The organism is Shewanella sp. Iso12 (assembly GCF_012030025.1).
Classification (GTDB): Bacteria; Pseudomonadota; Gammaproteobacteria; order Enterobacterales; family Shewanellaceae; genus Shewanella; species Shewanella algae.
Genome location: NZ_JAAUHW010000002.1, coordinates 279822 through 300515 on the forward strand (window position 1 = coordinate 279822; position 20694 = coordinate 300515).

Annotated in this window: 17 protein-coding genes; 9 read left to right on the top strand and 8 right to left on the bottom strand. The window is 54.8% G+C overall.

Annotation, left to right across the window (positions count from 1 at the left end; translation table 11 throughout):
* Positions 1-173: 173 nt before the first annotated feature.
* On the bottom strand, positions 174-1961 hold the full coding sequence (locus tag HCX89_RS05200; RefSeq protein ID WP_167715306.1) for a flavocytochrome c: 1788 nt from the start codon (positions 1959-1961) through the stop codon (positions 174-176).
* Between the two features lie 116 nt (positions 1962-2077).
* Here HCX89_RS05200 and HCX89_RS05205 point away from each other — a divergent pair, with 116 nt between their 5' ends.
* Complete coding sequence (locus HCX89_RS05205) at positions 2078-3031, top strand: LysR substrate-binding domain-containing protein (protein WP_167715308.1); 954 nt, start codon at positions 2078-2080, stop codon at positions 3029-3031.
* Positions 3032-3074: 43 nt separating this feature from the next.
* Here HCX89_RS05205 and HCX89_RS05210 read toward each other — a convergent pair whose 3' ends face one another.
* Entirely contained in the window at positions 3075-5453 is a 2379-nt protein-coding gene (locus HCX89_RS05210; protein ID WP_071239211.1) for a Lon protease family protein, read from the bottom strand.
* A gap of 227 nt (positions 5454-5680) precedes the next feature.
* Between HCX89_RS05210 and HCX89_RS05215 the strand changes: the two genes are divergently transcribed.
* The 8 genes from HCX89_RS05215 (at position 5681) to HCX89_RS05250 (ending at position 13932) form a co-directional block, all read left to right on the top strand.
* Positions 5681-6904, top strand: coding sequence for a DEAD/DEAH box helicase (locus HCX89_RS05215; protein ID WP_071239210.1), 1224 nt, complete (start codon positions 5681-5683; stop codon positions 6902-6904).
* Between the two features lie 116 nt (positions 6905-7020).
* Positions 7021-8133, top strand: a complete 1113-nt coding sequence (locus tag HCX89_RS05220) for a nuclease-related domain-containing protein (protein WP_071239209.1) — start codon at positions 7021-7023, stop codon at positions 8131-8133.
* A gap of 103 nt (positions 8134-8236) precedes the next feature.
* On the top strand, positions 8237-8998 hold the full coding sequence (locus HCX89_RS05225) for a phosphatase (RefSeq protein ID WP_025010914.1): 762 nt from the start codon (positions 8237-8239) through the stop codon (positions 8996-8998).
* Between the two features lie 68 nt (positions 8999-9066).
* Positions 9067-10341 (top strand): sugar nucleotide-binding protein, encoded by a 1275-nt coding sequence (locus tag HCX89_RS05230; protein WP_167715310.1) that lies wholly within the window; start codon positions 9067-9069, stop codon positions 10339-10341.
* 188 nt (positions 10342-10529) lie between these two features.
* Positions 10530-11291, top strand: a complete 762-nt coding sequence (gene cysQ / locus HCX89_RS05235) for a 3'(2'),5'-bisphosphate nucleotidase CysQ (RefSeq protein ID WP_167715426.1) — start codon at positions 10530-10532, stop codon at positions 11289-11291.
* A 28-nt stretch (positions 11292-11319) separates the two neighbouring features.
* On the top strand, positions 11320-12222 hold the full coding sequence (mak, locus tag HCX89_RS05240; protein ID WP_028781561.1) for a fructokinase: 903 nt from the start codon (positions 11320-11322) through the stop codon (positions 12220-12222).
* Positions 12223-12409: 187 nt separating this feature from the next.
* Complete coding sequence (locus HCX89_RS05245; protein ID WP_337587090.1) at positions 12410-13189, top strand: YdcF family protein; 780 nt, start codon at positions 12410-12412, stop codon at positions 13187-13189.
* Positions 13190-13257: 68 nt separating this feature from the next.
* Positions 13258-13932, top strand: a complete 675-nt coding sequence (locus tag HCX89_RS05250; RefSeq protein WP_025888336.1) for a DUF2982 domain-containing protein — start codon at positions 13258-13260, stop codon at positions 13930-13932.
* A gap of 106 nt (positions 13933-14038) precedes the next feature.
* Here HCX89_RS05250 and HCX89_RS05255 read toward each other — a convergent pair whose 3' ends face one another.
* The 6 genes from HCX89_RS05255 to galU form a co-directional block, all read right to left on the bottom strand.
* Positions 14039-16306 (bottom strand): OmcA/MtrC family decaheme c-type cytochrome, encoded by a 2268-nt coding sequence (locus HCX89_RS05255; RefSeq protein ID WP_071239205.1) that lies wholly within the window; start codon positions 16304-16306, stop codon positions 14039-14041.
* 286 nt (positions 16307-16592) lie between these two features.
* Positions 16593-17567 (bottom strand): LysR family transcriptional regulator, encoded by a 975-nt coding sequence (locus tag HCX89_RS05260; RefSeq protein ID WP_045282639.1) that lies wholly within the window; start codon positions 17565-17567, stop codon positions 16593-16595.
* 154 nt (positions 17568-17721) lie between these two features.
* A complete protein-coding gene (locus HCX89_RS05265; RefSeq protein ID WP_025010908.1) occupies positions 17722-18126 on the bottom strand; it encodes a polymer-forming cytoskeletal protein in 405 nt (134 codons plus the stop codon).
* Positions 18127-18243: 117 nt separating this feature from the next.
* Positions 18244-18723 (bottom strand): ferredoxin-type protein NapF, encoded by a 480-nt coding sequence (gene napF / locus HCX89_RS05270; protein WP_071239204.1) that lies wholly within the window; start codon positions 18721-18723, stop codon positions 18244-18246.
* 2 nt (positions 18724-18725) lie between these two features.
* Positions 18726-19739 (bottom strand): UDP-glucose 4-epimerase GalE, encoded by a 1014-nt coding sequence (galE, locus tag HCX89_RS05275; protein WP_025010906.1) that lies wholly within the window; start codon positions 19737-19739, stop codon positions 18726-18728.
* Positions 19736-20647 carry a UTP--glucose-1-phosphate uridylyltransferase GalU gene (gene galU, locus HCX89_RS05280; protein WP_025010905.1) on the bottom strand — a complete coding sequence of 304 codons (912 nt, stop codon included), beginning with the start codon at positions 20645-20647 and terminating at the stop codon, positions 19736-19738. Before galU ends, galE begins: the two co-directional genes overlap by 4 nt.
* Between the last annotated feature and the right edge of the window lie 47 nt (positions 20648-20694).

The window sequence follows — 20694 nt, forward strand, 5'->3', positions numbered from 1 at the left end:
GGGACAATCTAGTACATTTGTTTAACAAGAATAGTGCAAGCCGAGGAGTTTTAACTGAGGATGTTTAATAAATGTGAACCAATAAGGCTTTCCTGCGCCATATTCTAACTGGGGCTGCTGGAAATATGGCTTAAACAACGCCCCTTGCGCATTTTCCCAAGGGGCGATACAGATTACTGGTTATCGGTTGCTGTTTGTTTGATAAATTCGGCGACGTTTTCACCGGCTATGCGACCAAATACTATGGTATCGGCTATCGCATTACCAGCCAGTCGATTGGCACCGTGGACGCCACCTGTTACTTCACCGGCGGCATAAAGGCCGGCAATAGGCTTGCCGTCTTTATTCAATGCCCTGGTGTCAGTGGCGATTTTAAGGCCGCCCATAGTGTGGTGAACCGCAGGCTTAACCTGCACGGCATAGAGCGGGAAATGCAGATCGTCGGCCATATTCTTGCGGCCAAAATCGCTGTCCTTGCCACTGGCCTGAAAACCGTTATAGCGTTTGACGGCGGCTGCCGCCGTTTCGGCATTCATTTGGGTTTTGGCGGCCAGCTCTTTGGCATCGGCGGCTTTGTAGATGATACCCAGCTCCAGCATGCCCCGCAGTTGCCCCAGACGTTCAAACACGGTTTCATCAAATACCAGCCAGGCGTCTTTTCCGGGTTGAGCCCAGATGCACTCGGAGACTTTGTCCCTGGGGCCCATCTCGTCACAGAATCTGGCACCATCGCGGTTCAGCAATATGGCACCGGCGCCGCGTGCTGTGCCTGAAATAACCATTTTACCGGCCGCTGCTGTGGGGAAGGCCTGGATTTGGTCGACATCCACAGTATCCACGCCAATGGCGGTGGCAAAGGTGAGTGCATCGCCGACATTGCCCGGGTTATTGGTAGAGTCTACGCCCTTGAGATCCGGTCTGTATTTGGCGACCAAGGCATTGTTGCGAGCAAAGCCGCCGGAGGCGATCACCACGGCCTTGGCCGCCAACAGGTGCACTCCAGTGTGCTTGCCTTGCACCAATACTCCGGTGACTCTGCCTTGCTTGTCTTCAACCAAGCGTATCACCTTGCTGTTGGTGCGGGTTTCAACCCCGAGTTTTTCGGCCGCCCTTTTCAGGGTATTGATGATTTCCGGGCCGGACTTGGCACCGCCGCTGGGCCGGTGCAGACGTTCGGCACTGTGGCCACCGGCACTGGCCGCAGAAGTCATATCTGCGCCCAAGGCCATCAACCAGTCGATACCGGCACTGCCGTTGTTGACCAGGGTATGCACCAGATCCGGGTTGTTGAGCTGGTGGCCACCCTTCATTGTGTCCTGATACCAGAGCGCCTTGCTGTCCTGATAACCACGAAACGCCTGGGTCAGGGTCTCTGCCGAAGCCATGCCACCGGCGGCCAGCATGCCATTGCCACCTATGTAAGGTTGTTTCTCAAGTAATACCACATCTTTGATACCGTGCTGGCGGGCCGATACGGCGGCGGCGTGTCCGGCAGCGCCGGCGCCAATGACCAGAAGCTCATGCCGTTCCACCGGACCTGCGGCCAGCGCCTTGTCTATGGCTTGCTGAGATACTTCGGGGAAGACATAGGTATCCGCTACCTTATCGCTCGCGGAGAAGGGGATATGAAAACTGCTCTTGAAGCTGTCATGGCAGGTCTGACACACCATCACAGGCTCCTTGTGGCCCGAGTGGCAACTGGTGCAGGACAGGTCAATAAGATGACTGTGGTGGGGCGAAAGCGGTTGCTTTGCCTGCTGAGCCAACTCCTGCAGCGAGCCGTGGCAACTGATACAAGCCTGGTTTTCCCGAGCCTCGTTGTCTTTTACCTCTATGGGCCGACTGTGGCAGGACTGACAATCGGCGCCCGCCAGTTTGATATGGTGCTCGGCCAGACCCGCAGCAGGTACCATGCCGGTATACAGAAATGCAGTACCGGCCAATAACATTATTCTTTTCATGAATATCCTCACACATGGTTTTGTTATGCCTTGATAATATTGTTAATGCATGGGTGAGTTATCAAACCAATCGTTTTCGTCTGTGACGTTAAAAAACTAAAGTGTTAAGAGAAAATATGAGAATAATTCCACCAATGAAGGCGGTGATTTGTTTTGAAGCGGCCGCAAGACTCAAGAGTTTTAAATTGGCAGCGGTTGAACTGAATGTGACGCCGGGCGCAATCAGTCACCAAATCGCCGCATTGGAAAACTTTGTCGGTAAAGAATTGTTTGACCGTAGTCACAGGCAACTGGAACTCACTCACAGCGGCCGAAAATATTTCGCCAGAGTCGCGATTATTCTACAAAATATGGAAGAAGCCACCATAGACCTTGGGGTGCAGGGGCACAGCCCCTCATTGAAAGTGGCTGTGCCGCCGTCGCTGTTGAAAAACTGGCTATTGCCAAGAATGAGCCAGAGTCATATTTATCATAAGGGGATCAGTATCGAGTTTATCGATACCCTGGAATATCTTGATTTTGGAAGTACTGGTCTGGATCTGGCAATTAGATATGGTTATGACTCCTGGGATAATTATTATTCCGTTCATCTCTTTGATGAGGAAATGGTTGCCGTTTGTCACCCTGAATACTGTGCGGTTAATTATGATTCTTTAACACAAAAGGCCGTCGATAATATGACCTTGATATATACCAATAATAGGTTGGTACAGTGGGATATAGTATTACAGTACTTTGGCATTGAACGGCGGGCACAACAGTCGAGGCTGGTATTTCAAAATTCAGTTCAGGCCATAGAAGCCGCGGTCTTGGGCGCGGGAATTGCCTATGTCAACCGCTTGCTGGTGGAAAAGGAGCTGGAGAAACAGCGTTTGGTGATCCCGTTTGAGATCCGCATGCCTGAGCACAAATCGCCTTCATATCATCTGGTCAGCACCTTCGAGCGAATGCAGCATGAATCTACTGCGCTGATTTATCAGTCTATTCTGGAAGAGGTAAAACGTATCCCTGAGCGTTCTTCTGTCAGCACAGGTCGGCAGCGGTTGGGGTGTTCAATCCCTTTGGGATAATCAAACGCCGCCCTTGAGCGGCGCTGCTTACTTTAGCGTTGGATTACGCTTTATCTTTGGCTTTTAAAGCTGACAGCCTGGCCGAGGCCAGCCCCAGTAAACTGCCATTCGGGTAATGACCGCGCTTGTCGGCCTTGCCGGTTTCCATATCGCACAGCAATGCCATCGCCTCGGTTACATGCTCGACCGTCCAGATATGGAACTTGCCCTTGCTGATGGCGTCCACCACAGGCTTTTTCAGCATCAGGTTGTGGGCGTTGGCCGCGGGAATGATCACCCCTTGGGTATGTCTGCGCCCCTTGATGGCACAGACATCGAAAAAGCCTTCAATCTTTTCATTGACCCCGCCTATGGGTTGGGCTTCACCGAACTGGTTCATTGAACCTGTGATGGCGATATCCTGGCGCAGGGGAACCTGGGCGATTGCAGAGATAATGGCACAGCATTCGGCCATGGAGGCACTGTCGCCATCGACCCCGGAATAAGATTGCTCGAAGGTCAGGGAGGTGGTCAGCGGAATATCGGCCTCGCGTCCCAACAGGGTTTTGATATAGGCCGAGAGGATCCACACCCCCTTGGAGTGAATACGGCCGCCGAGGCGCACCTTGTGTTCAATGTCCAACACTTCGCCCTTGCCAAAAGCTGTGGTCGCGCTGATACGGTTGGGCAGGCCAAACTGATGATCTGTGGTGGCGATGACCGACAGGGCGTTGACCTGGCCGCAGACTTTGCCGTGCACATCAATCAGGGTGGTGCCCTTATGAAAGCTCTGCATCAGTTGATCTCTGAGACGCGATACCCTTTGCTCCTGCTGCGCCAGAGCCTGCTCTACATGGGCGAGGCGAATACTGCGGGCGTTGGCCGCCTTGGCGCAGTAGTGGGTCTCCCGCAGCAGATTGGCGATATTGGCCGAGTGCAATGACAGCTGGGTTTGGTCATCGGCCTGGCGCGAGCTGAATTCGATTATCCGCGCAATGGCGCTGCGATCGCAGTGCAACATCTGGTTATCGTGCACTATCGAGGAGATAAATCTGGCATAGAAACATTCGGCCTTCGGACTTCTTGGCATCACATCTTCAAAGTCGGCGGTTACCCGAAATAGCTCGCTGAAGTCGGGATCATAATGCTGCAGTAACTGGTAGGTCTGGTTGTCACCGAAGAGCACGATTTTGACATCCAGGGGGATAGGCTCCGGCGCCAATGAAACTGTGCCGGACAGGGAGACTTCACGCTCCAGCGAGCTGAGATCCAGACTGCGGGAACGCAGTGCCCGTTTGAGCCCGTCCCAAACGTAGGGCCGTTCCAGCACCTTGACCGCATCCATCAGCAGCACCCCGCCATTGGCCTTGTGCAGGCTGCCGGGGCGGATCAGCGAAAAGTCGGTAAAGACGGTGCCGCGGTAAGTGGCGTTTTCCACATAACCGAATAGGCCGTGATAGGTGGGGTTTTCCTCTACCACCACAGGGAATTTCTGCTCCTCCTGACCCACCAGCAGGTTGACCTGATAACGCCTGGGCATTTTCTTTTCCAGCGAGGCATAGGCCAGTGCCAGTTGGTCTTCACTCTCCTCAAGGAAGATATCCAGGTTACCGAGCATATCTTTCTGCATCGCCGTCAGAAAAGAGCGGATCTCCGGCAGGCTGCGGTATTCATCCTTGAGCGGCTTGAAGAAATGGCTCAGTACTTCGCGGGCCACCTGTTCATCGTGCTCCTGCTGCTTGGTGCTGAACTCCTCTTCCCATTCGGTCAATTGACGGATAATGCCCCGCAGGCGCGATTCCAAGTGTTTGATATTCTGTTCAAACGCCTGCTGCTCGGCTTCTGGCAGGGCGTGATAGGTTTCCTCGGTATGCGGCTCTTCGCCGTTCAGCGCCATCAACTGATACTCGCCCTGAGTGTTGATGGAGAGGCTTATTTTCATCCCCTTGGCTTCTTCGCTCAGAGCCAGCAGCGCCGCTTCCTGTTTTTGCGCCAACTGACTCTTGAGCTTGTCGGCGCGGCGGTAATACATCTCGTTGTCAAACGCCAACGGCAGCGCCTTGACCAGCCGGAGAACCAGTTTTTCCATCTCTTTCTTGAAAGTGACGCCCTTGCCGGCGGGCAATTTGAGCACCTTGGGGGTACGGGTCTGGTCGAAGTTGGCCACATAACACCAGTCGTTAAGTGTCTTGTCGGTAAATTCATGGCGCTTGAGATAACGCAGCATCATGGTGCGTTTGCCCAGACCATTTTGGCCTATGGCATAGATGTTGTAGCCCTTCTCCTTGATGGACATGGCAAATTCCACCGCACTCTGGGCCCGCTCCTGACCTATGATGTCATCCAGCGGCTCCAGTTCGCGGGTAGACTTGACCTCATCTCCCAGATTGTCGAGATTGGCGGGACGATATACCTGACTGGCATCTAAGCTGGTGACGGCCATGGGCGCTTCCTTGTTCAAATAGGGCAGAGAAAAGTAAAACTGCTTTTTATGACAATAAGATGCGCTGCAGCCTAAAGCAAACGTCAAGTCGAACAAGTCTCTCGGGCGGTTAATTTTTCACCCGTAAGCCACGTTTGCTGCCCGAACGCAGGGATAACACCTATCCGGCACCGGGTAGCAGGGTATAATGGCGGTTTGCCCTAAGCTTTATCTTTGAAGGACTCTCCATGGAATTTGCCGCTTTTTCTCTGCCCGAACCGCTACTGACCAATCTGGCCGGACTGGGTTTTAGCAAGGCAACCCAAGTGCAGGCAGAGGCCATTCCTTTGGTGCTCGCCGGCAGCGATCTCCTGGTGCAGGCACAGACGGGCACAGGGAAAACCGCCGCCTTTGCCTTGCCGTTGCTGGCGCGTTTAATGCCCGCCACGACTGAGAGAGCAGTAAAACCCGCAGCGCCCAAGGCTCTGGTGCTGGTGCCTACCCGGGAGTTGGCGCAGCAGGTTTTCGATAACATTAAAAGCTATGCCAAGGGCTGCGAGCTGAAGATTGCCATTGCCTATGGCGGTGTGCCACTCGATGGGCAGTTAAAGAACTTCAAGGATGGCATCGATCTCTTGGTCGCCACGCCCGGGCGCCTGCTGGATCATCTTAAAAAGCGCAGTCTCAGGCTGGATAAGGTTGAGACCCTGGTGTTTGATGAGGCCGACCGCATGTTGGATATGGGGTTTGAAGATGAGATCTCGGCGCTGATGAAAAAGATGGCCAAACAGCGCCAGACTCTGCTGTTTTCCGCCACCTTCAACGACAACATCTGGCGTCTGGCAAAGACTTTGCTGCAGTCTCCCAAAGTGCTGGAGCTGCAAGCATCAGAGCAGGGTGGCAGTATCAAGGAGCGATTGATTGAGCTCGATAGCGAGCGTAAGGCCGCCGCCGTTGCCGCCCTTTGTCGCCGGCACGACTGGCGTCAGGTGTTGCTGTTCAGCCGCACCAAGGAGGGCGCCGACAAACTGGTCTGTGAGCTCAGTGCCGAGGGCTTGGCCGCCAGTGCGCTGCACTCAGATCTGAGTCAGGCTCAGCGCGAGCAGACCTATCAGGCGTTCAAGGCGGGTGAATGCCGTTTGCTGGTGGCCACAGATGTTGCCGCCAGAGGCCTGGATGTAGCGGCCTTGCCTTGCGTTATCAATCTGGAGCTGCCGTTCAAGCGCGAAGATTATGTGCACCGCATTGGCCGCACCGGCCGCGCCGGCATGGAAGGGCTCGCCATCACCCTATTCAGTCGTGACGACGAGCGCCTACTCGAAGAGCTGGAAGCCATGCTCGACAGACGCCTCCCCAGAGAATGGCTGCCCGGGTTTGAGCCGGATCTCAACCGCAGTTTTGACGCACCGAGAAACCAGCGTAAAGCCGCCCAAAAGCAGCGGGCCCGCAAGAGAGCGCTTGGTAAAAGATAACAAGCGATAAATAACAGGGGATTACTTGTATCACTGCGCCTTTCTGGCAAACTCTGAATAGGTAGAACATCAACAGTGTTGCCTGAGTCGGCATTGGCCATGAAAAGGATTTATGGGTGAAAGCGTATTGGATAACAGTCGTACTCGGGATCTGTCTGAGCTTTGCCACTATTGCACCGAAAGTGGCTATTGCACAGGAAGTTGCAGCCTCTACCATCGAGGCCCAAGATGGCGGCAACGGCAGTCTGTTAATAACAGAGAGCAGTTCTCCAGCCGGTGTGCTTTCTGGATCTGCTGAAGCTTATGAGCAATACACCCAGGCAACCTGCCTGCTTATTCGCCACGAGATGGGGGAGCGAAACCCTGACTCGGCCAGATACCTTGAATTGTCCCGTAACCTGCAACGTCATTGTCAATCACCCATCATTTCGGATAAGGCTCCGCTTAATATCAGTGGTTCGATAACCAATGCCGCGCCTCCCGAGCGGAAAACGGCATCCTATGCCGAGCCTAAGGTTAATTATTCCAGCGCTCATCCCCAGCGGGTTGAAGTGCCTGTTGCGGGAAAGCCTCAGATATTACTCAGCTTGGAACTCAAGTGGTTTTTGGTAGCCTTGTTGCTGGCCGCTGGGATATTGGGATTTCCCTTTTGGCGGCGAAAGCGGGGAAATTCTCTGGGTGAAAACGGGGAAGAGGCGATAGCGCAGTGTATTCGGGAAACCTTGGTTGGCGGTTATTTCAAGTTATATCGCAATCTATTATTGCAGACCGCCGACGGGGATGAGACAGAAATAGATCTGTTGCTGTTAACCGTCAACGGGATCTTGGTTATCGAGAGTAAGGATTACAGCGGCTGGATTTTTGCCGCCCCCTATTCAAAGCATTGGGTGCAACATCTTTATCGCAGCAAGTGCCGGTTCCAGAATCCGCTGCACCAAAACTACAAACACTGCCTGGCCGTTGCCCATATTCTGGGGACGAACCGGGGAATAAGGTCTTTGGTTGTTTTCGGCCCCAGAGCCAGTTTCAAGACCGCTGTTCCGCAAAATGTTATCCAGTTGGCGCAATTGGATGATTATCTGCAGGGATTTCGGCAAACACTGTTTACCCAAGATGAGTTGATGCAATTCGAACTCTGCTTGCAGCAAGCCAGTGAGGCATCCACAGTAGAGGCAAGGGAAAGGCATATCGCCAGGCTCAAGAGTCGCCGTATTGAACCCAGTTTGTAAATCATTACTGAGATGCTGCTCGCTATTGGGTTCATTCGCCAAAGTGGGTCAGTTGCGCTAAGCTAGTGGCCCGGTTTTCAAGAAACAGTCTCCTGGGGGAGCCATGTTCGCAGTCGATACCCATACCCACACAGTTGCCTCTACTCACGCCTACAGCACGATCCATGATTACCTGGCAGTCGCCAAGCAGAAAGGGATCCGTTTGTTTGCCACCACAGATCATGGCCCGGCGATGGCCGATGCGCCGCATTTCTGGCATTTCGTGAATCTCAGGGTGTTGCCGCGGATAGTCGATGGCGTAGGGATATTGCGCGGAATTGAAGCCAATATTACCAATCTGGAGGGGGAAATTGACTTCTTTGGTGAGTTCCTGGAAGAGCTGGACTTGGTGCAGGCCGGGTTTCACGAGCCGGTATTCCCTCCCGCCGACAGTGACAGCCACACTCAGGCGCTGCTGAACTGCATTCGCAGCGGCAAGGTCGATATCATTACCCACCCAGGCAATCCCAAGTATCCATTGGATCAGGAGCTGATTGTCCGCACCGCCGCCGAGCATAATGTGGCGCTGGAGATCAATAACTCCTCTTTTGCCTGCTCCCGCAAGGGCAGTGAAGACAGCTGCCTCAATATTGCCAAACTGGCGAAACGATTCGATGCCCAGTTGGTGATGGGATCAGATTCCCATGTTGCCTTCAGTCTGGGGGAGTTCCCGCTGGCGCTTGAGATAGTGGATGCCGCCGGTTATCCAAGAGACAGGCTGCTCAATCGCGAACCATTGGCGCTGCTGAATTTCCTGCAGCAGCGAGGCCACAAGACGCTTGGTGAGTTAATCGACTACTTTAAGAGTGAGGCGGCCGCGGGCTAACCTGGTTCGCCTGCCTTGAGGATACGAGCCACAAAATCCATCAACTGATTAGCCATGAATCCCGAATCGTGAAAGCCAAGACTACCCGAATATTGATCACCGGCGCTCATGGCCAGCTCGGACAGGCACTGCTGGCGAATTTGCCTTGGTTGCCCGAGTTTTCGCCTTCCAGGCTGCGAATGGAGATACCTGAGGCAAGCCTGGTGTCCGGCAGTGCTGTAAAACCCCACAGTGCTATAGCACCTGGCAGCGCAATTGAAATTGTGGCGCTCGGGCATCAGCAGCTGGATTTAACCTCAGCAGATTTGCCCGAGCGGCTCAGTGAAATCAATGCCGATGTGATAATCAACTGCGCCGCCTACAACGCCGTGGATGCGGCCGAGCAGGATATTGCTGCCGCCATGGCGCTTAATGCTGAGGCGCCGGAGCGTTTGGCCATCTGGTGCCGGCAACAGGGTGCTTGGCTTATCCATATTTCGAGCGACTATGTATTCGGGAATGTCTTCGGAAATGTCTTCGGGAATGATTTGGGAAGTGTTTTCGGAAACGTTTCTGGGAATGTTTCTGCCAATATGCTCGGGAATGCGCCCAGAGCCTTGACCGAGAGCGATGTTTGCGAGCCTTTGAGCCTGTACGGTCAGAGCAAGCTTGCCGGCGAGCAGCGCTTGCTTAAGGCCAATCCCGGCGCCCTGGTGCTGCGAACCTCTTGGCTTTACAGCCGTTTTGGCAGCAACTTTGTGTTGACCATGCGGCGATTGCTGACCGAGCGCCCCGAGCTCAAGGTGGTGGCGGATCAGGTCGGCACGCCAACCTGGTCCGAGGCGTTGGCGCGGCTTATCTGGCAGTTGCTCATCTGGTTTCATCTTAATCCAGAGAAGTCCGCGGTGCTGAGCGGCTGCTTTCATTACGCGGCAACGGGGCAGTGCAGCTGGTATCTTTTCACCCAAGAGATAGCCGAGCAAATCGCCAAGCAGCAGTGCAATTCTGCACCAAGCTCTCAGGCGGCGGTGCCATTGCAAACCGCGTCGCCATCTCAAACCGCGTTGCAATCTCAAGCTACATTGCATGCTCAAGCTGCATTAGCAAACCCGGCGCCAATCACGCCAGGGTGCCGGATAACGCCTGTCAGCACAGTAGAATACGGCGCCTTATTAAATCGAGCACAGGCGCCGCGCCCGGCGTATTCGGCGCTCGACTCAAGCGCTCTCAAATATGCCATGGCGGCCATGCCTTCGGCGTTTCGCTGCTATTTGCCAAAAGATTATCAGTCACCCATCTGGCTTTCCTGGCAGGCGCAGCTGGCGCTGATGCTTTCGGGGCTTGGTGCATCTTCCTTGGATTGAATCGGCTTAAACAGGATGAAAAGTAAGGCAAAACCGGCTGTAGATTATAACCAGTAGCTAAAGGTTATACCCGCCAAAGCCGGGTGGCTGGCATAATAAACTATCTTGTTGATCCAAAGGATGAAACCTTGTCGAATAATCCCCCCAAGACCTTGCTTGATGCCAAGCAGCTGACACTTTTGGCCGAGATGGCCCGCGCCGCCGGTGAGGCGATAATGCAGTATTATCAGGGCGGCGAACTGGCGATTGAGCGCAAGGCCGATGACAGTCCGGTCACGGCTGCCGATCTTGCCAGTCACGCCGTGTTGCAACAGGCGCTGGCGCGTGAGTTTCCAACCTGGCCACAGATGTCGGAAGAAGCGGCGGATATCCCCTGGGCGCAGCGGCAGGGATGGGAAACCTATTGGCTTATCGACCCTCTCGATGGCACCAAGGAGTTTATCAAGGGCAACGGCGAATTTACCGTCAACATTGCGCTTATTCACCGAGGCCAGGCGGTCGCCGGTGTTGTCTATGTGCCCGCCACAGCCGTGTGCTATTTGGGCGCGCTGGGACTCGGTGCCTGGCGTGAGACCCCAAATGCGACTGGGTACCAGCGTGTGGAATTGAATGCCAGGGCCGGGGTTAAGCGCCAGATCCCTGTGATTGTCGGCAGTCGCTCGCACTCGAGCCCGGGGCTTGGCGAGTATCTGCAGCAGTTTGGCGAGCACGAAATGAAGAGTGTCGGCTCATCACTCAAATTCTGCCTGCTCGCTGAGGGCAAAGCGGATATCTACCCCAGATTGGGCCCTACCAGTGAATGGGACACGGCGGCGGCTCAGGCCGTGCTTGAGAGTGCCGGTGGCCGAGTTTTGGAATATCCAGCCGGCAACAACTTAAAATATAACCAAAAAGAAACTATCCTCAATCCTTGGTTTATCGCATACAGTGCCGATTGGCCTTGCGATTGAAGCAGATATAAACACCGGAGTTGAAAGCATGATGCGTATCGGCGTTGATTTGGGCGGCACAAAGATTGAATTGGTGGCTCTGAGTGGCGAAGGGAGTGAGCTGTTTCGCAAGCGAATTGCCACCCCCAGAAACTATCAGGCGACCATTGAGGCCATCTGTGCCTTGGTCGATGAAGCCGAAACGCAGCTGGAAATGACAGGAACCATCGGCATTGGTATTCCCGGGGTGATCTCGCCCTTTTCCGGTTTGGTGAAAAACGCCAACTCCACTTGGTTAAATGGTCATCCGCTCGATAGAGAGCTCGAGCAGCACCTGGGGCGCAAAGTGCGGGTTGCCAATGACGCCAACTGTTTTGCGGTCTCCGAGGCGCTGGATGGCGCCGCCGCAGGCAAAGAGGTGGTGTTCGGGGTGATCATAGGCACAGGCTGCGGTGCCGGCATTGCCATCAATGGCAGGGTGCATCAGGGGGGCAATGGCATAGGTGGTGAGTGGGGCCATAATCCCTTGCCCTGGATACGCGCCGAGGAGTTCAACAGCACTGAGTGTTTTTGCGGCAAGCATGACTGCATCGAAACCTTTATTTCGGGAACCGGATTTGTCCGCGACTATAACCAGGCCGCTGGGGCGCAGCTCAGCTCGGGCGCCGAGGTGATGGCATTGCTGGAGCAGGGGGATGCCGAGGCTAGCGCGGCCTTTGAGCGCTATCTTGACCGTCTGGCCCGTTCTCTGGCCCATGTGATCAATCTGCTGGATCCTGACGCCATAGTACTTGGCGGCGGCATGTCCAATGTGCAGGCTATCTATCCGGCATTGCCGGACAGGCTCAAGCACTATGTGGTCGGCGGCGAGTGCCGAACCCCAGTGTTGGCCAATCACTACGGCTGCTCCTCCGGGGTACGCGGCGCCGCTTGGCTGTGGGGCCGGGACTGAGTTTGGCAAGGCGCTCTGGCCGTATTACTGATATTCGACTTAGGCACTCTAGGCACTTTAGACAAAAGGGAAAAGCACTCGAACATGTATTGGGGCGAGTGAGCCTATAGCCCTTCGCCAATCACTGGTCAGCCGAGTAACGCTTCTGTAAGCTATGGCTACTTTTGCCAACCTTCGGATATCAAGCGTGTTCTGGCTGAAAAAAATCCTCTCTCAATTCTTTATGCCCATTCCTCTAACCTTGGTCACTCTGCTGCTGGCTTGCTTTTATATCCGTCGCAGGCCGGGAGTAGCGCGCGCCCTGGTGGTTTTTGCCATCACTTGGGTGCTGCTGCTTTCCAGCTCTATCGGCAGCAACACGCTGCTTGCGTGGCTTGAGCGTCAGTATCCACTTTATACCGCTGCACCGGCGCGCTCCTGTGTGGTGATGGTACTGGGTTCTGGCCATGATGATCAGGTTGGCGGACTCGCGCGACATATGTTGTCGGCAACGGCGCTTGAGCGTCTCAGTGAGGGGGTGGCGCAACTCAAGGCGGCCAACAGCAAAGATTGCCTGCTGGCGGTCAGTGGTTGGAGCGGCGGCCTTGAGCAGCAGAGTCATGCCCGGCGCATGGCCGAGGCCGCCATCGAGTTGGGGGCCGAGCCATCGCGAATTCTAATGCTGGAGTCGGCCCGCGATACCATAGAGGAAGCCCTGGCGTTGCGGCAGGCCTTCGGTGCCGACACAGACGATAAAGGAATAGATGCCTTGGGTGGCAGACAACTGATCCTGGTCACTTCCGCCAGCCATATGCCAAGGGCGATGCGAATATTCCGCTCGACCGGGCTTGAACCTCAGGCGGCACCGACCGACTTTCTGCTTAGGCGCGATCACTGGTGGCGCCTGACTACATCCAATCTGGATGATTCACAAAAGGCGCTGCACGAATATCTGGGATTGGCCTGGTTGACTGTCAGCGGCCGCTAATGGTCCTGAACCCTGGTCATGAAATGAATAAACGGCTGACAAGCCGCTGACAATAGAGCGAAAGCGTTATGGAAACTATCACAATAAGGCCGGGCAGCAAGCGCAATGGCATTACACTGACCCTGGCCGGAGGGCTGGGCGTTGTCCTGGGTTTGGTACTGTTTATCGGTTGGCCCTGGATGTTTGCGCCCGGACTGGTTTGTTTCGCCCTCGGGGCCGTGTCTTTGGTGCTGGGAATTGCCAAGCAGCTCGAGCCCCATGTCAGTCTTGAATTCAGCGCCGAAGGGTTGAGGTTCTTTCATCGCCGCGGCAGCTTGTTTGTGGCCTGGGATAATATTCAGCGGCTGGATCAGCCCAGAGTTACCCAAGGTATGGAGCAACTGACACTGCCCTATGTCGGGCTCAAGCTCAAACGTATCAATCCGCTGCTGGATGCCATTTCACCCAGGTTGGCGACCGGGCTCTTGTCGGAGCAGCGGCCCTTGCTGATGACAGCTGCCGCCCAGGATGAAGAGCTGCAGACATTGGAAGCGGCACTCAGCGCCGAGTTTGAGCCCCTGACGGTCAATGATGAGCGTTACCGAGGTGTATTGGCCATGTTTGGCCGCCGCTGCCTGACGCTGGACAAGTACTTGGGTTATCACCTCTATATTCCCGTGGATGCTTTGGATCAACCGCCGGAAAGCTTTGTCCGTAAACTGCGGCAACTGTGGCAGCAGAGGTTATCGGATACTGAGTTGTAATTTCTGGCTTGAGTAAGTTGAGAAAAGGCAAGGGGACCCGGTTGGGTCCCCTTGTTGTTGCAGAGTTGAGGGAGGGCCTTGCAGGGACAGCCCTCAAGGTACGGTACTAGTGAGCACCCCCTGCGTGTACCTTATCTACGCCATAGGTCTTGCCTTCGGCGTGACAGGTGGCACAGGACTCAACCGGCAGGTTGGCGTCTGTGGCAGCATCACCGGCAACGAAGGCACCATTGCTCTTGAAGTGGGCCAGAGCGGCCGCGTCAGAGTGAGCGTGACAGGTACGGCAGGATTCTGCAACCGGAGAGATATACTCGGTAGCCGAAATCTTGATTGCACGCTTGGCGGATGTCAGGCCACCATCGGCGGCGAACAGCGGTGTCTCGTCTTTGTGGCAGGCGGCACACTCGGTTTCCACACCTGGGTAGCCGTGCAGCTCGCCTGAAGCGTCACGGAAGATGGCGGCTTCACCCCAGTTACCACTGTGGAAGCGGTGGGCAACTGTCATCAGATCCCGGTTGGCATACAAGAGCTCGGGTACTTCAGCAAATATAGGATTGCCATCGGCATCCAGATTACCTGTGTTGTACTCGGAGGTGCCGTGATAGGAGCCGTAATAGCTGTTGTTATGGCAGTCCATACACTGATCGAAGGTGTAGGTGCCGTGGCGGGTACCCTTGATATAGTCCAGGGTGCCGTGACAGGCATTACACTTGGCTTCACTGGCGCTCATCCGCTCAGCAATGGCAAAGCGGGCTGTTACTGCATCACCACCGTCAAGGTTATAGAACTTAACGCTTGAAGTGGCGCCAATCGGATTACCGGCATCGAAGGGCATGCCTTCGGCACAGGCGGCTATCTTACCTGAGTTATCGACACAGAAGTTGGCCTCGGTACCGACGTAAATGGTGCCCATCGCCTGAGTTTCCGGTACATCAGCAGTCAGGGTCAGCACGCCATTGGCGGCGCTGCCGCTGGCAAGACCGGGCCTGCTGCCCCAGCGGGTGACTTCACCCTTGGCATCCACATTACCCATCAGAGTGGCGTCTTTGTTGAGCACCGCCAGTTGAGCTGCGTCAGTCAGTGGTTGACCATTGAAGCTGACATTGGCTGTGATGGTGACCAGTTTATTGCCCGCCGTGGTAGAAGCGGCAGCAGTGGCAGAGGTGAACTCAACAGTCAACAGCTCGGCATATTCAGCTCGTTTACCCACCTTGTGAGCCTGGGTTGGACTGAGTGCTCCGCTGCCATGACAGGACTGACATTGACTGTCGTCGGTCTGGGCCAGGTTGAAGTCAGAGTGGCCTACGCCGGTTTCAAAGTTGACATTGATATGGCAGCCGACACAGGCTTCGCGGTAGATATTGGCGTTCCAGGAGTCACCGTTGTTGTGGCAACTGGCGCAGTTGTTGAGTTCTGCCGGGAAGCCGATTTCACCGAAGTACTCTTTGGCTTCACCGGAGAGGAAACCTGCGATGTGATGGCCGGCATGCAGCCTGTGAACCATGGGGCCGAAATCAAATACCCAACCTTCGGCTTTTTGGGCTTCGTCCGGTACCAGAGCCGGGTTGTGGCAGGCAACGCACTTCTCAGTGCTTTGGTAGTTGTGGTGTGCGTTTATCTTGGCGATGCGGCCTTCGACTTCGCCGTGGCAGGCGATACAGGCGGCATCTGTTACCGTATCTTTACCTGTGGCTTCAACCAGCTCGCCGGATGCCGGAATATAATCCAGCGGCGTAGAGAGCACCTTGTCTGCAACCGCTGTGCCGCTGGCATCCTTGAGGTTATAGGCGCGCAGGAACAAGCGATGAGGTGCGCTGAGGTTGTCGTTGGCATTCATAATGGGGGCGACCCCGTCATGTTCCCAAGTGCCGGTATAGGTACCTGGCTCGGCCGGATCTTCAACCAGAAGACAGGCATCGCCAGTCTGACCTCTGGAGCTATAGGTGCCATCCAGGGTGCAATACATGGAGCTGCCCAGTTCCTGAGCCGTGGCATTATTGACCCATTGCAGCGGCGCACCGCTGCCCGAGTCATTGCTCATGGCGGTAATAGAGTAAAGGGCGACCTGATCCAGGCCAGTCAGAGGGACTCGCTCCCCTGAGCTGTTGGTGGCCGAGGCCTTGAACTTGAGGGCGAAGGCTTCGCCGCCTGCCAGTGTGTTGTCGGCCGGCACTATCTCGAAACTGACATCGCCGGCACTGATAATGGTGGAAGTACCTGAACCTGCGGGGGCTCCTGGCTGTCCGGGTTCGCCTGGTATGCCAGGTTCACCGGGGGCTCCGTCTTTTCCGTCCTCACCGTCCCCGCATGCGGTAAGGCACAATAGACTGGTCAGAGCCAGCGCCAGTAATGACTTATTATGGTTTTTCATCATAGCGTCCCTTTATTCAAATTATGGGTACTGCTTGTGCAGTAACTTGAATATACATACATCTAAAGTAGTAGTTTTGACTTATTGTTTTATTTGTGAATTGGGGGTTAAAAAATTGATAAAGAAATAACTGATGGTGAAATGGATAATTTCAGTTTTTGAAATTGCCGAATCTACAGGGCAGAAACCCTATACCAGGGACAAAGCGGTCAGCGGCTTTTGAGAGGTGGGCGAAGGGTGTCGGTGCTGGTGCGAGTAAAGGGGTCAGGCACAGGACCTGACTCAGTTTTCAATACTCGGCTTTGGGGTAGAGTTCTTGAGTGACCAGAGCCAGTAGCTGCTTTCTTTGTTGCTCGGAGTAGCGGCGGTAGCTGGGGGCTTTTTCCACCAAGGAGTAGCTTGGCAGCGAAAATGCCCGGTGGAGTTTGGCCACCTCGGTTTCGGGCAGATGTTGCACCCGCAAACCCGGCATGCCCTTGATAAGCGCCATTTCGTTGGGAGTGCTGAAGGCTACACTGCCCATGGTAAGCAGGTGAGCGTGCCATTCTTCCCTGTCGTGTACGGCATGTACCTGGGATAGGGGTATGCCTTCTTGCTGACAGAAGAGCTCCATGGGATCCATGCGTTCGTTGAAGCCCTTGATGGTCAAGTAAACGAAGGTGTATTGGCTGATATCTTCGAGGGTGATGGCCGGCGATCTCTGCCACAGGGGATGATCTTCTCGGCTGACCACACATACGCCCATGGTCTGCCCAAGTGAACTCAGAATGAGATCCAACTGCTCAGGGTGTTCGAGACAGATCCCCAAATCCAGTTGCCCACGGTGAATCTTCTCTGCCGAGTCGTCCTGCCAGGGGTAGAGCCTGACCTGACCCAACTGCTGTTGAATGTTTTTCAGCCCCAATTTCATCGCCAGTGCGGAAAGCAGTCCATGCGCCACGGCAATATGAATACAGATGTCGTTCGAGGGCTGACGGCTCTGATGAACCTGTTGCTCCAGCCGATGCACTGAGTGAATGAAATCACAGACGGGCTGATACAGGCTTTCAGCCAGTGGGGTGGGCTTGAGTTTTTGCTGGCGGCGATAGAAAAGCTCGTCATCAAAGGCCAGCCTGAGCGCGGCCAAACAGCGACTGACCTTGGGGGCGGAAACCGCCAAATCTCTTGCCGTACAGTTGGCATGCCCTGTCTCATAGATGTTCTTGAACACCATGAGAGTAAAGATATCCAATTCGCACAACTGCTTGAGTAATCGACTCGTCACTTACATCCATCCCGCGGCTTTATACCACTTAGGAGGTAGATGTTAGCTCTCCGAGCAACGCATTACTGTGACTGAGCACCATTCTGTGCTGCTTTTGTATATTTTGTGAACAAAGTGTGATGGAGATCCTGTTGCAGGATCCCATACTTTAAACTCATTCCTGGGTTTGCAGCCTCAACTCGGTAGCCGTTTCGCTGTCATTACCCAGCTGTTTCAGCAGATTGACCTCTTCTTTGACTCTCATGCCGATAAATTGGCCACCTTCGAAGATCTCCATCGACTTACTGGCCACTTCACCTTCGACAGTCCCTGTGCCGCAGATGGTCAGTTTTTCACAGCAGAGCTTACCGCGAAACAGTCCGGAGACCTTGAGCTCCTGGCAGGTGAGTTCGCCATCAACCAAGCCGTTGGCTTCTATGGTCAGCTTGCTTTCGGCGTTGATTTTTCCATAAATGGCACCGCCAACCAGAGTCTCGCCATCGAAGTGACTCTCACCGGTGATTTTGCTGCCCTGGGCAATATATGTGAGCCCCGTCGTTTTTTTGCTTTTACCAAACATAATGCTTTTTAAGAGTTTTTTCTCAGGGAAGGCCCGATGTTACCCGTTATTGAAAAAGAACAAAACCACTAAAATTTGGCGCTGTGGGAGTCAGATTTTTGGCTCCCGGATGGGAAGTCAAGCGGGGTCTGGCTCTACCAGCTTGATGGCAGAGGCGGGGCAGGGGGCAACGCAGGCGCCGCAGCCGCTGCAGCGCTCAGCATCCAGTACAGGTAGAGCGGTAGCCCCTAAAAGGGGCGGAAAGCGGATCGCCCGCTCGTCGCAGGCATCCTTGCAGCTTTGGCAGACAATACCCTGGCGGGCGAGGCAGTTGTCGGCAAATTGGGCTATAAGCTGCCAAGGCGCTTCGCTAAGAGGCCTGAATGCCGGTTGTTCACAGCTGGTGACACAGGCTTGGCAAAAGCTGCATTCGGCGCGCTGGAAGTTAAGCTCCGGAAAGCCGCCATCCCCCTTGATAAGCACTTGGGTCTCGCAGGCATCCACACAGGCACCGCAGCGAGTACAGGCGTCGATAAATTCCGCTTCCGGTTTACTCCAGGGCGGCCTGACCACATTACTCTTGCGGCGACTGAACAGATGTCTGCGGGATAGATCCATGACTAACCCTTGTAACCGTTAGGATTGTTGGATTGCCAGTTCCAGCTGGAGTCGGCCATATCCTGCAGGCTGTGCTCAGCCTTCCAGCCCAGCTCTTTGGTAGCATGGGTAGGGTCGGCATAACAGGCGGCGATATCGCCGGGACGACGCGGGGCAAACTCGAAGGGGATCGCCTTGTTGCAGGCTTTCTCAAAGGCTTTGACCATCTCAAGTACGCTGTAGCCCTGGCCTGTTCCCAGATTATAGGTGACCAGGCCCGGATTGGTAGCGAGTTTATCCAGTGCCTTGAGGTGGCCTATGGCAAGGTCAACTACATGGATATAGTCACGCACACCTGTGCCGTCTACCGTGGGGTAGTCATTGCCGAATACGCTGAGTTTATCGCGCTTGCCGACGGCAACCTGGGCGATAAAGGGCATCAGATTGTTGGGGATATCGTTGGGATCTTCACCGATGCGGCCGCTCTTGTGGGCGCCGACCGGGTTGAAATAACGCAAGCGGGCGATGTTCCAGCTGGCATCGGCCGCGGCCAGATCCGCCAGAATATGTTCCACCATCAGTTTGGACTGACCATAAGGGTTGGTGGCGCCGGTGGGGAAGGCCTCGGTGATCGGCAGACTGGCGGGATCGCCGTAAACTGTGGCCGATGAGCTGAATACCAGGTTGCGAACGCCATATTCTTTCATCACCTGGCACAGAATAAGGGTGCCGGTGACATTATTTTCATAGTATCTCAGCGGCTGGGCGACGGATTCACCCACCGCCTTAAGGCCGGCGAAGTGAATAACGGCTTCGAAGCTGTGGTCACTGAAGACTTTCTGCAGGAATGCCTTGTTGAGAATATCGCCTTGATAAAAGAGCACGCTCTTGCCGCTGATCTCTTCGACTCTGGCCAAGGCTTCGACACTTGAATTGCTCAGGTTGTCTATCACCACAACCTCTTTGCCCGCGGCCAGAAGTTCAACCAGAGTGTGGGTGCCAATATAACCGGCTCCACCGGTGACCAAAATTGTCATGCTTTACTTCCTTTAACCAAATCGCCCAGATAGGCGGCAAATTCACGTCCAAGCTCGGGGTGGCGCAATGCATGTTCCACCGTTGCCTGCATATAACCCAACTTGTTGCCACAGTCATGGCTCTTGCCACGCATGTAGTAAGCGTTGACCTGCTGGCTTTGCATCAACATGGCAATGGCATCCGTGAGCTGGATTTCATCACCGGCACCGGCCGGCGTCTTGCCAAGCAAGGGCCAAATGGCGGCAGGTAGCACATAGCGGCCCACTACAGCCAAGTTAGAGGGGGCTTCGTCGACATCCGGTTTTTCAACCAGTTTGATAAGCGGCTGGGATTCGCCCGGCTTGAGATCGTGGCCGTTGACATCGGCTATTCCGTATTGGTCTACCTTCTCGTGAGGCACACCTTCCACCATGATCTGCCCGGTTCCTGTGCGGTCAAACAGGCTGACCATTTCGGCCAGATTATCGCGGGAAAGATCGCTGGCGGCATCGTCTATCAACACGTCCGGCAGCAGCACGGCGAAGGGCTCATCACCTACTACCGGACGGGCACAGAGAATGGCGTGTCCCAGCCCTTTGGCCTGAGCTTGGCGGACGCTGATAACAGTGACATTTTGCGGGCAGATGGACTGCACTTCATTGAGCAGTTGCCGCTTTACCCGGCGCTCAAGCTGCGCTTCCAGTTCAAAACTGGTATCGAAATGGTTTTCAATGGAGTTTTTACTGGCGTGGGTAACCAGCACGATTTCCTTGATGCCGGCGGCAATGGCTTCGCTGACAACATATTGGATCAAGGGTTTATCTACTACCGGCAGCATCTCTTTGGGAATGGCCTTGGTGGCCGGCAGCATTCGGGTGCCAAGACCCGCAACGGGGATTACCGCCTTGCGGATGGTGGTCGATTTTATCGGCATTCAGATACCTTGGGTGCTCGGGATAAATCAGCCCCTATTGT

Excerpts from the sequence above, each read along its gene's own strand:
- HCX89_RS05200 (WP_167715306.1), bottom strand. The coding sequence starts at position 1,961 with ATGAAAAGAATAATGTTATTGGCCGGTACTGCATTTCTGTATACCGGC.
- HCX89_RS05205 (WP_167715308.1), top strand. The coding sequence starts at position 2,078 with ATGAGAATAATTCCACCAATGAAGGCGGTGATTTGTTTTGAAGCGGCC.
- HCX89_RS05210 (WP_071239211.1), bottom strand. The coding sequence starts at position 5,453 with ATGGCCGTCACCAGCTTAGATGCCAGTCAGGTATATCGTCCCGCCAAT.
- HCX89_RS05215 (WP_071239210.1), top strand. The coding sequence starts at position 5,681 with ATGGAATTTGCCGCTTTTTCTCTGCCCGAACCGCTACTGACCAATCTG.
- HCX89_RS05225 (WP_025010914.1), top strand. The coding sequence starts at position 8,237 with ATGTTCGCAGTCGATACCCATACCCACACAGTTGCCTCTACTCACGCC.
- cysQ (WP_167715426.1), top strand. The coding sequence starts at position 10,530 with ATGGCCCGCGCCGCCGGTGAGGCGATAATGCAGTATTATCAGGGCGGC.
- mak (WP_028781561.1), top strand. The coding sequence starts at position 11,320 with ATGATGCGTATCGGCGTTGATTTGGGCGGCACAAAGATTGAATTGGTG.
- HCX89_RS05250 (WP_025888336.1), top strand. The coding sequence starts at position 13,258 with ATGGAAACTATCACAATAAGGCCGGGCAGCAAGCGCAATGGCATTACA.
- HCX89_RS05255 (WP_071239205.1), bottom strand. The coding sequence starts at position 16,306 with ATGATGAAAAACCATAATAAGTCATTACTGGCGCTGGCTCTGACCAGT.
- HCX89_RS05265 (WP_025010908.1), bottom strand. The coding sequence starts at position 18,126 with ATGTTTGGTAAAAGCAAAAAAACGACGGGGCTCACATATATTGCCCAG.
- napF (WP_071239204.1), bottom strand. The coding sequence starts at position 18,723 with ATGGATCTATCCCGCAGACATCTGTTCAGTCGCCGCAAGAGTAATGTG.
- galE (WP_025010906.1), bottom strand. The coding sequence starts at position 19,739 with ATGACAATTTTGGTCACCGGTGGAGCCGGTTATATTGGCACCCACACT.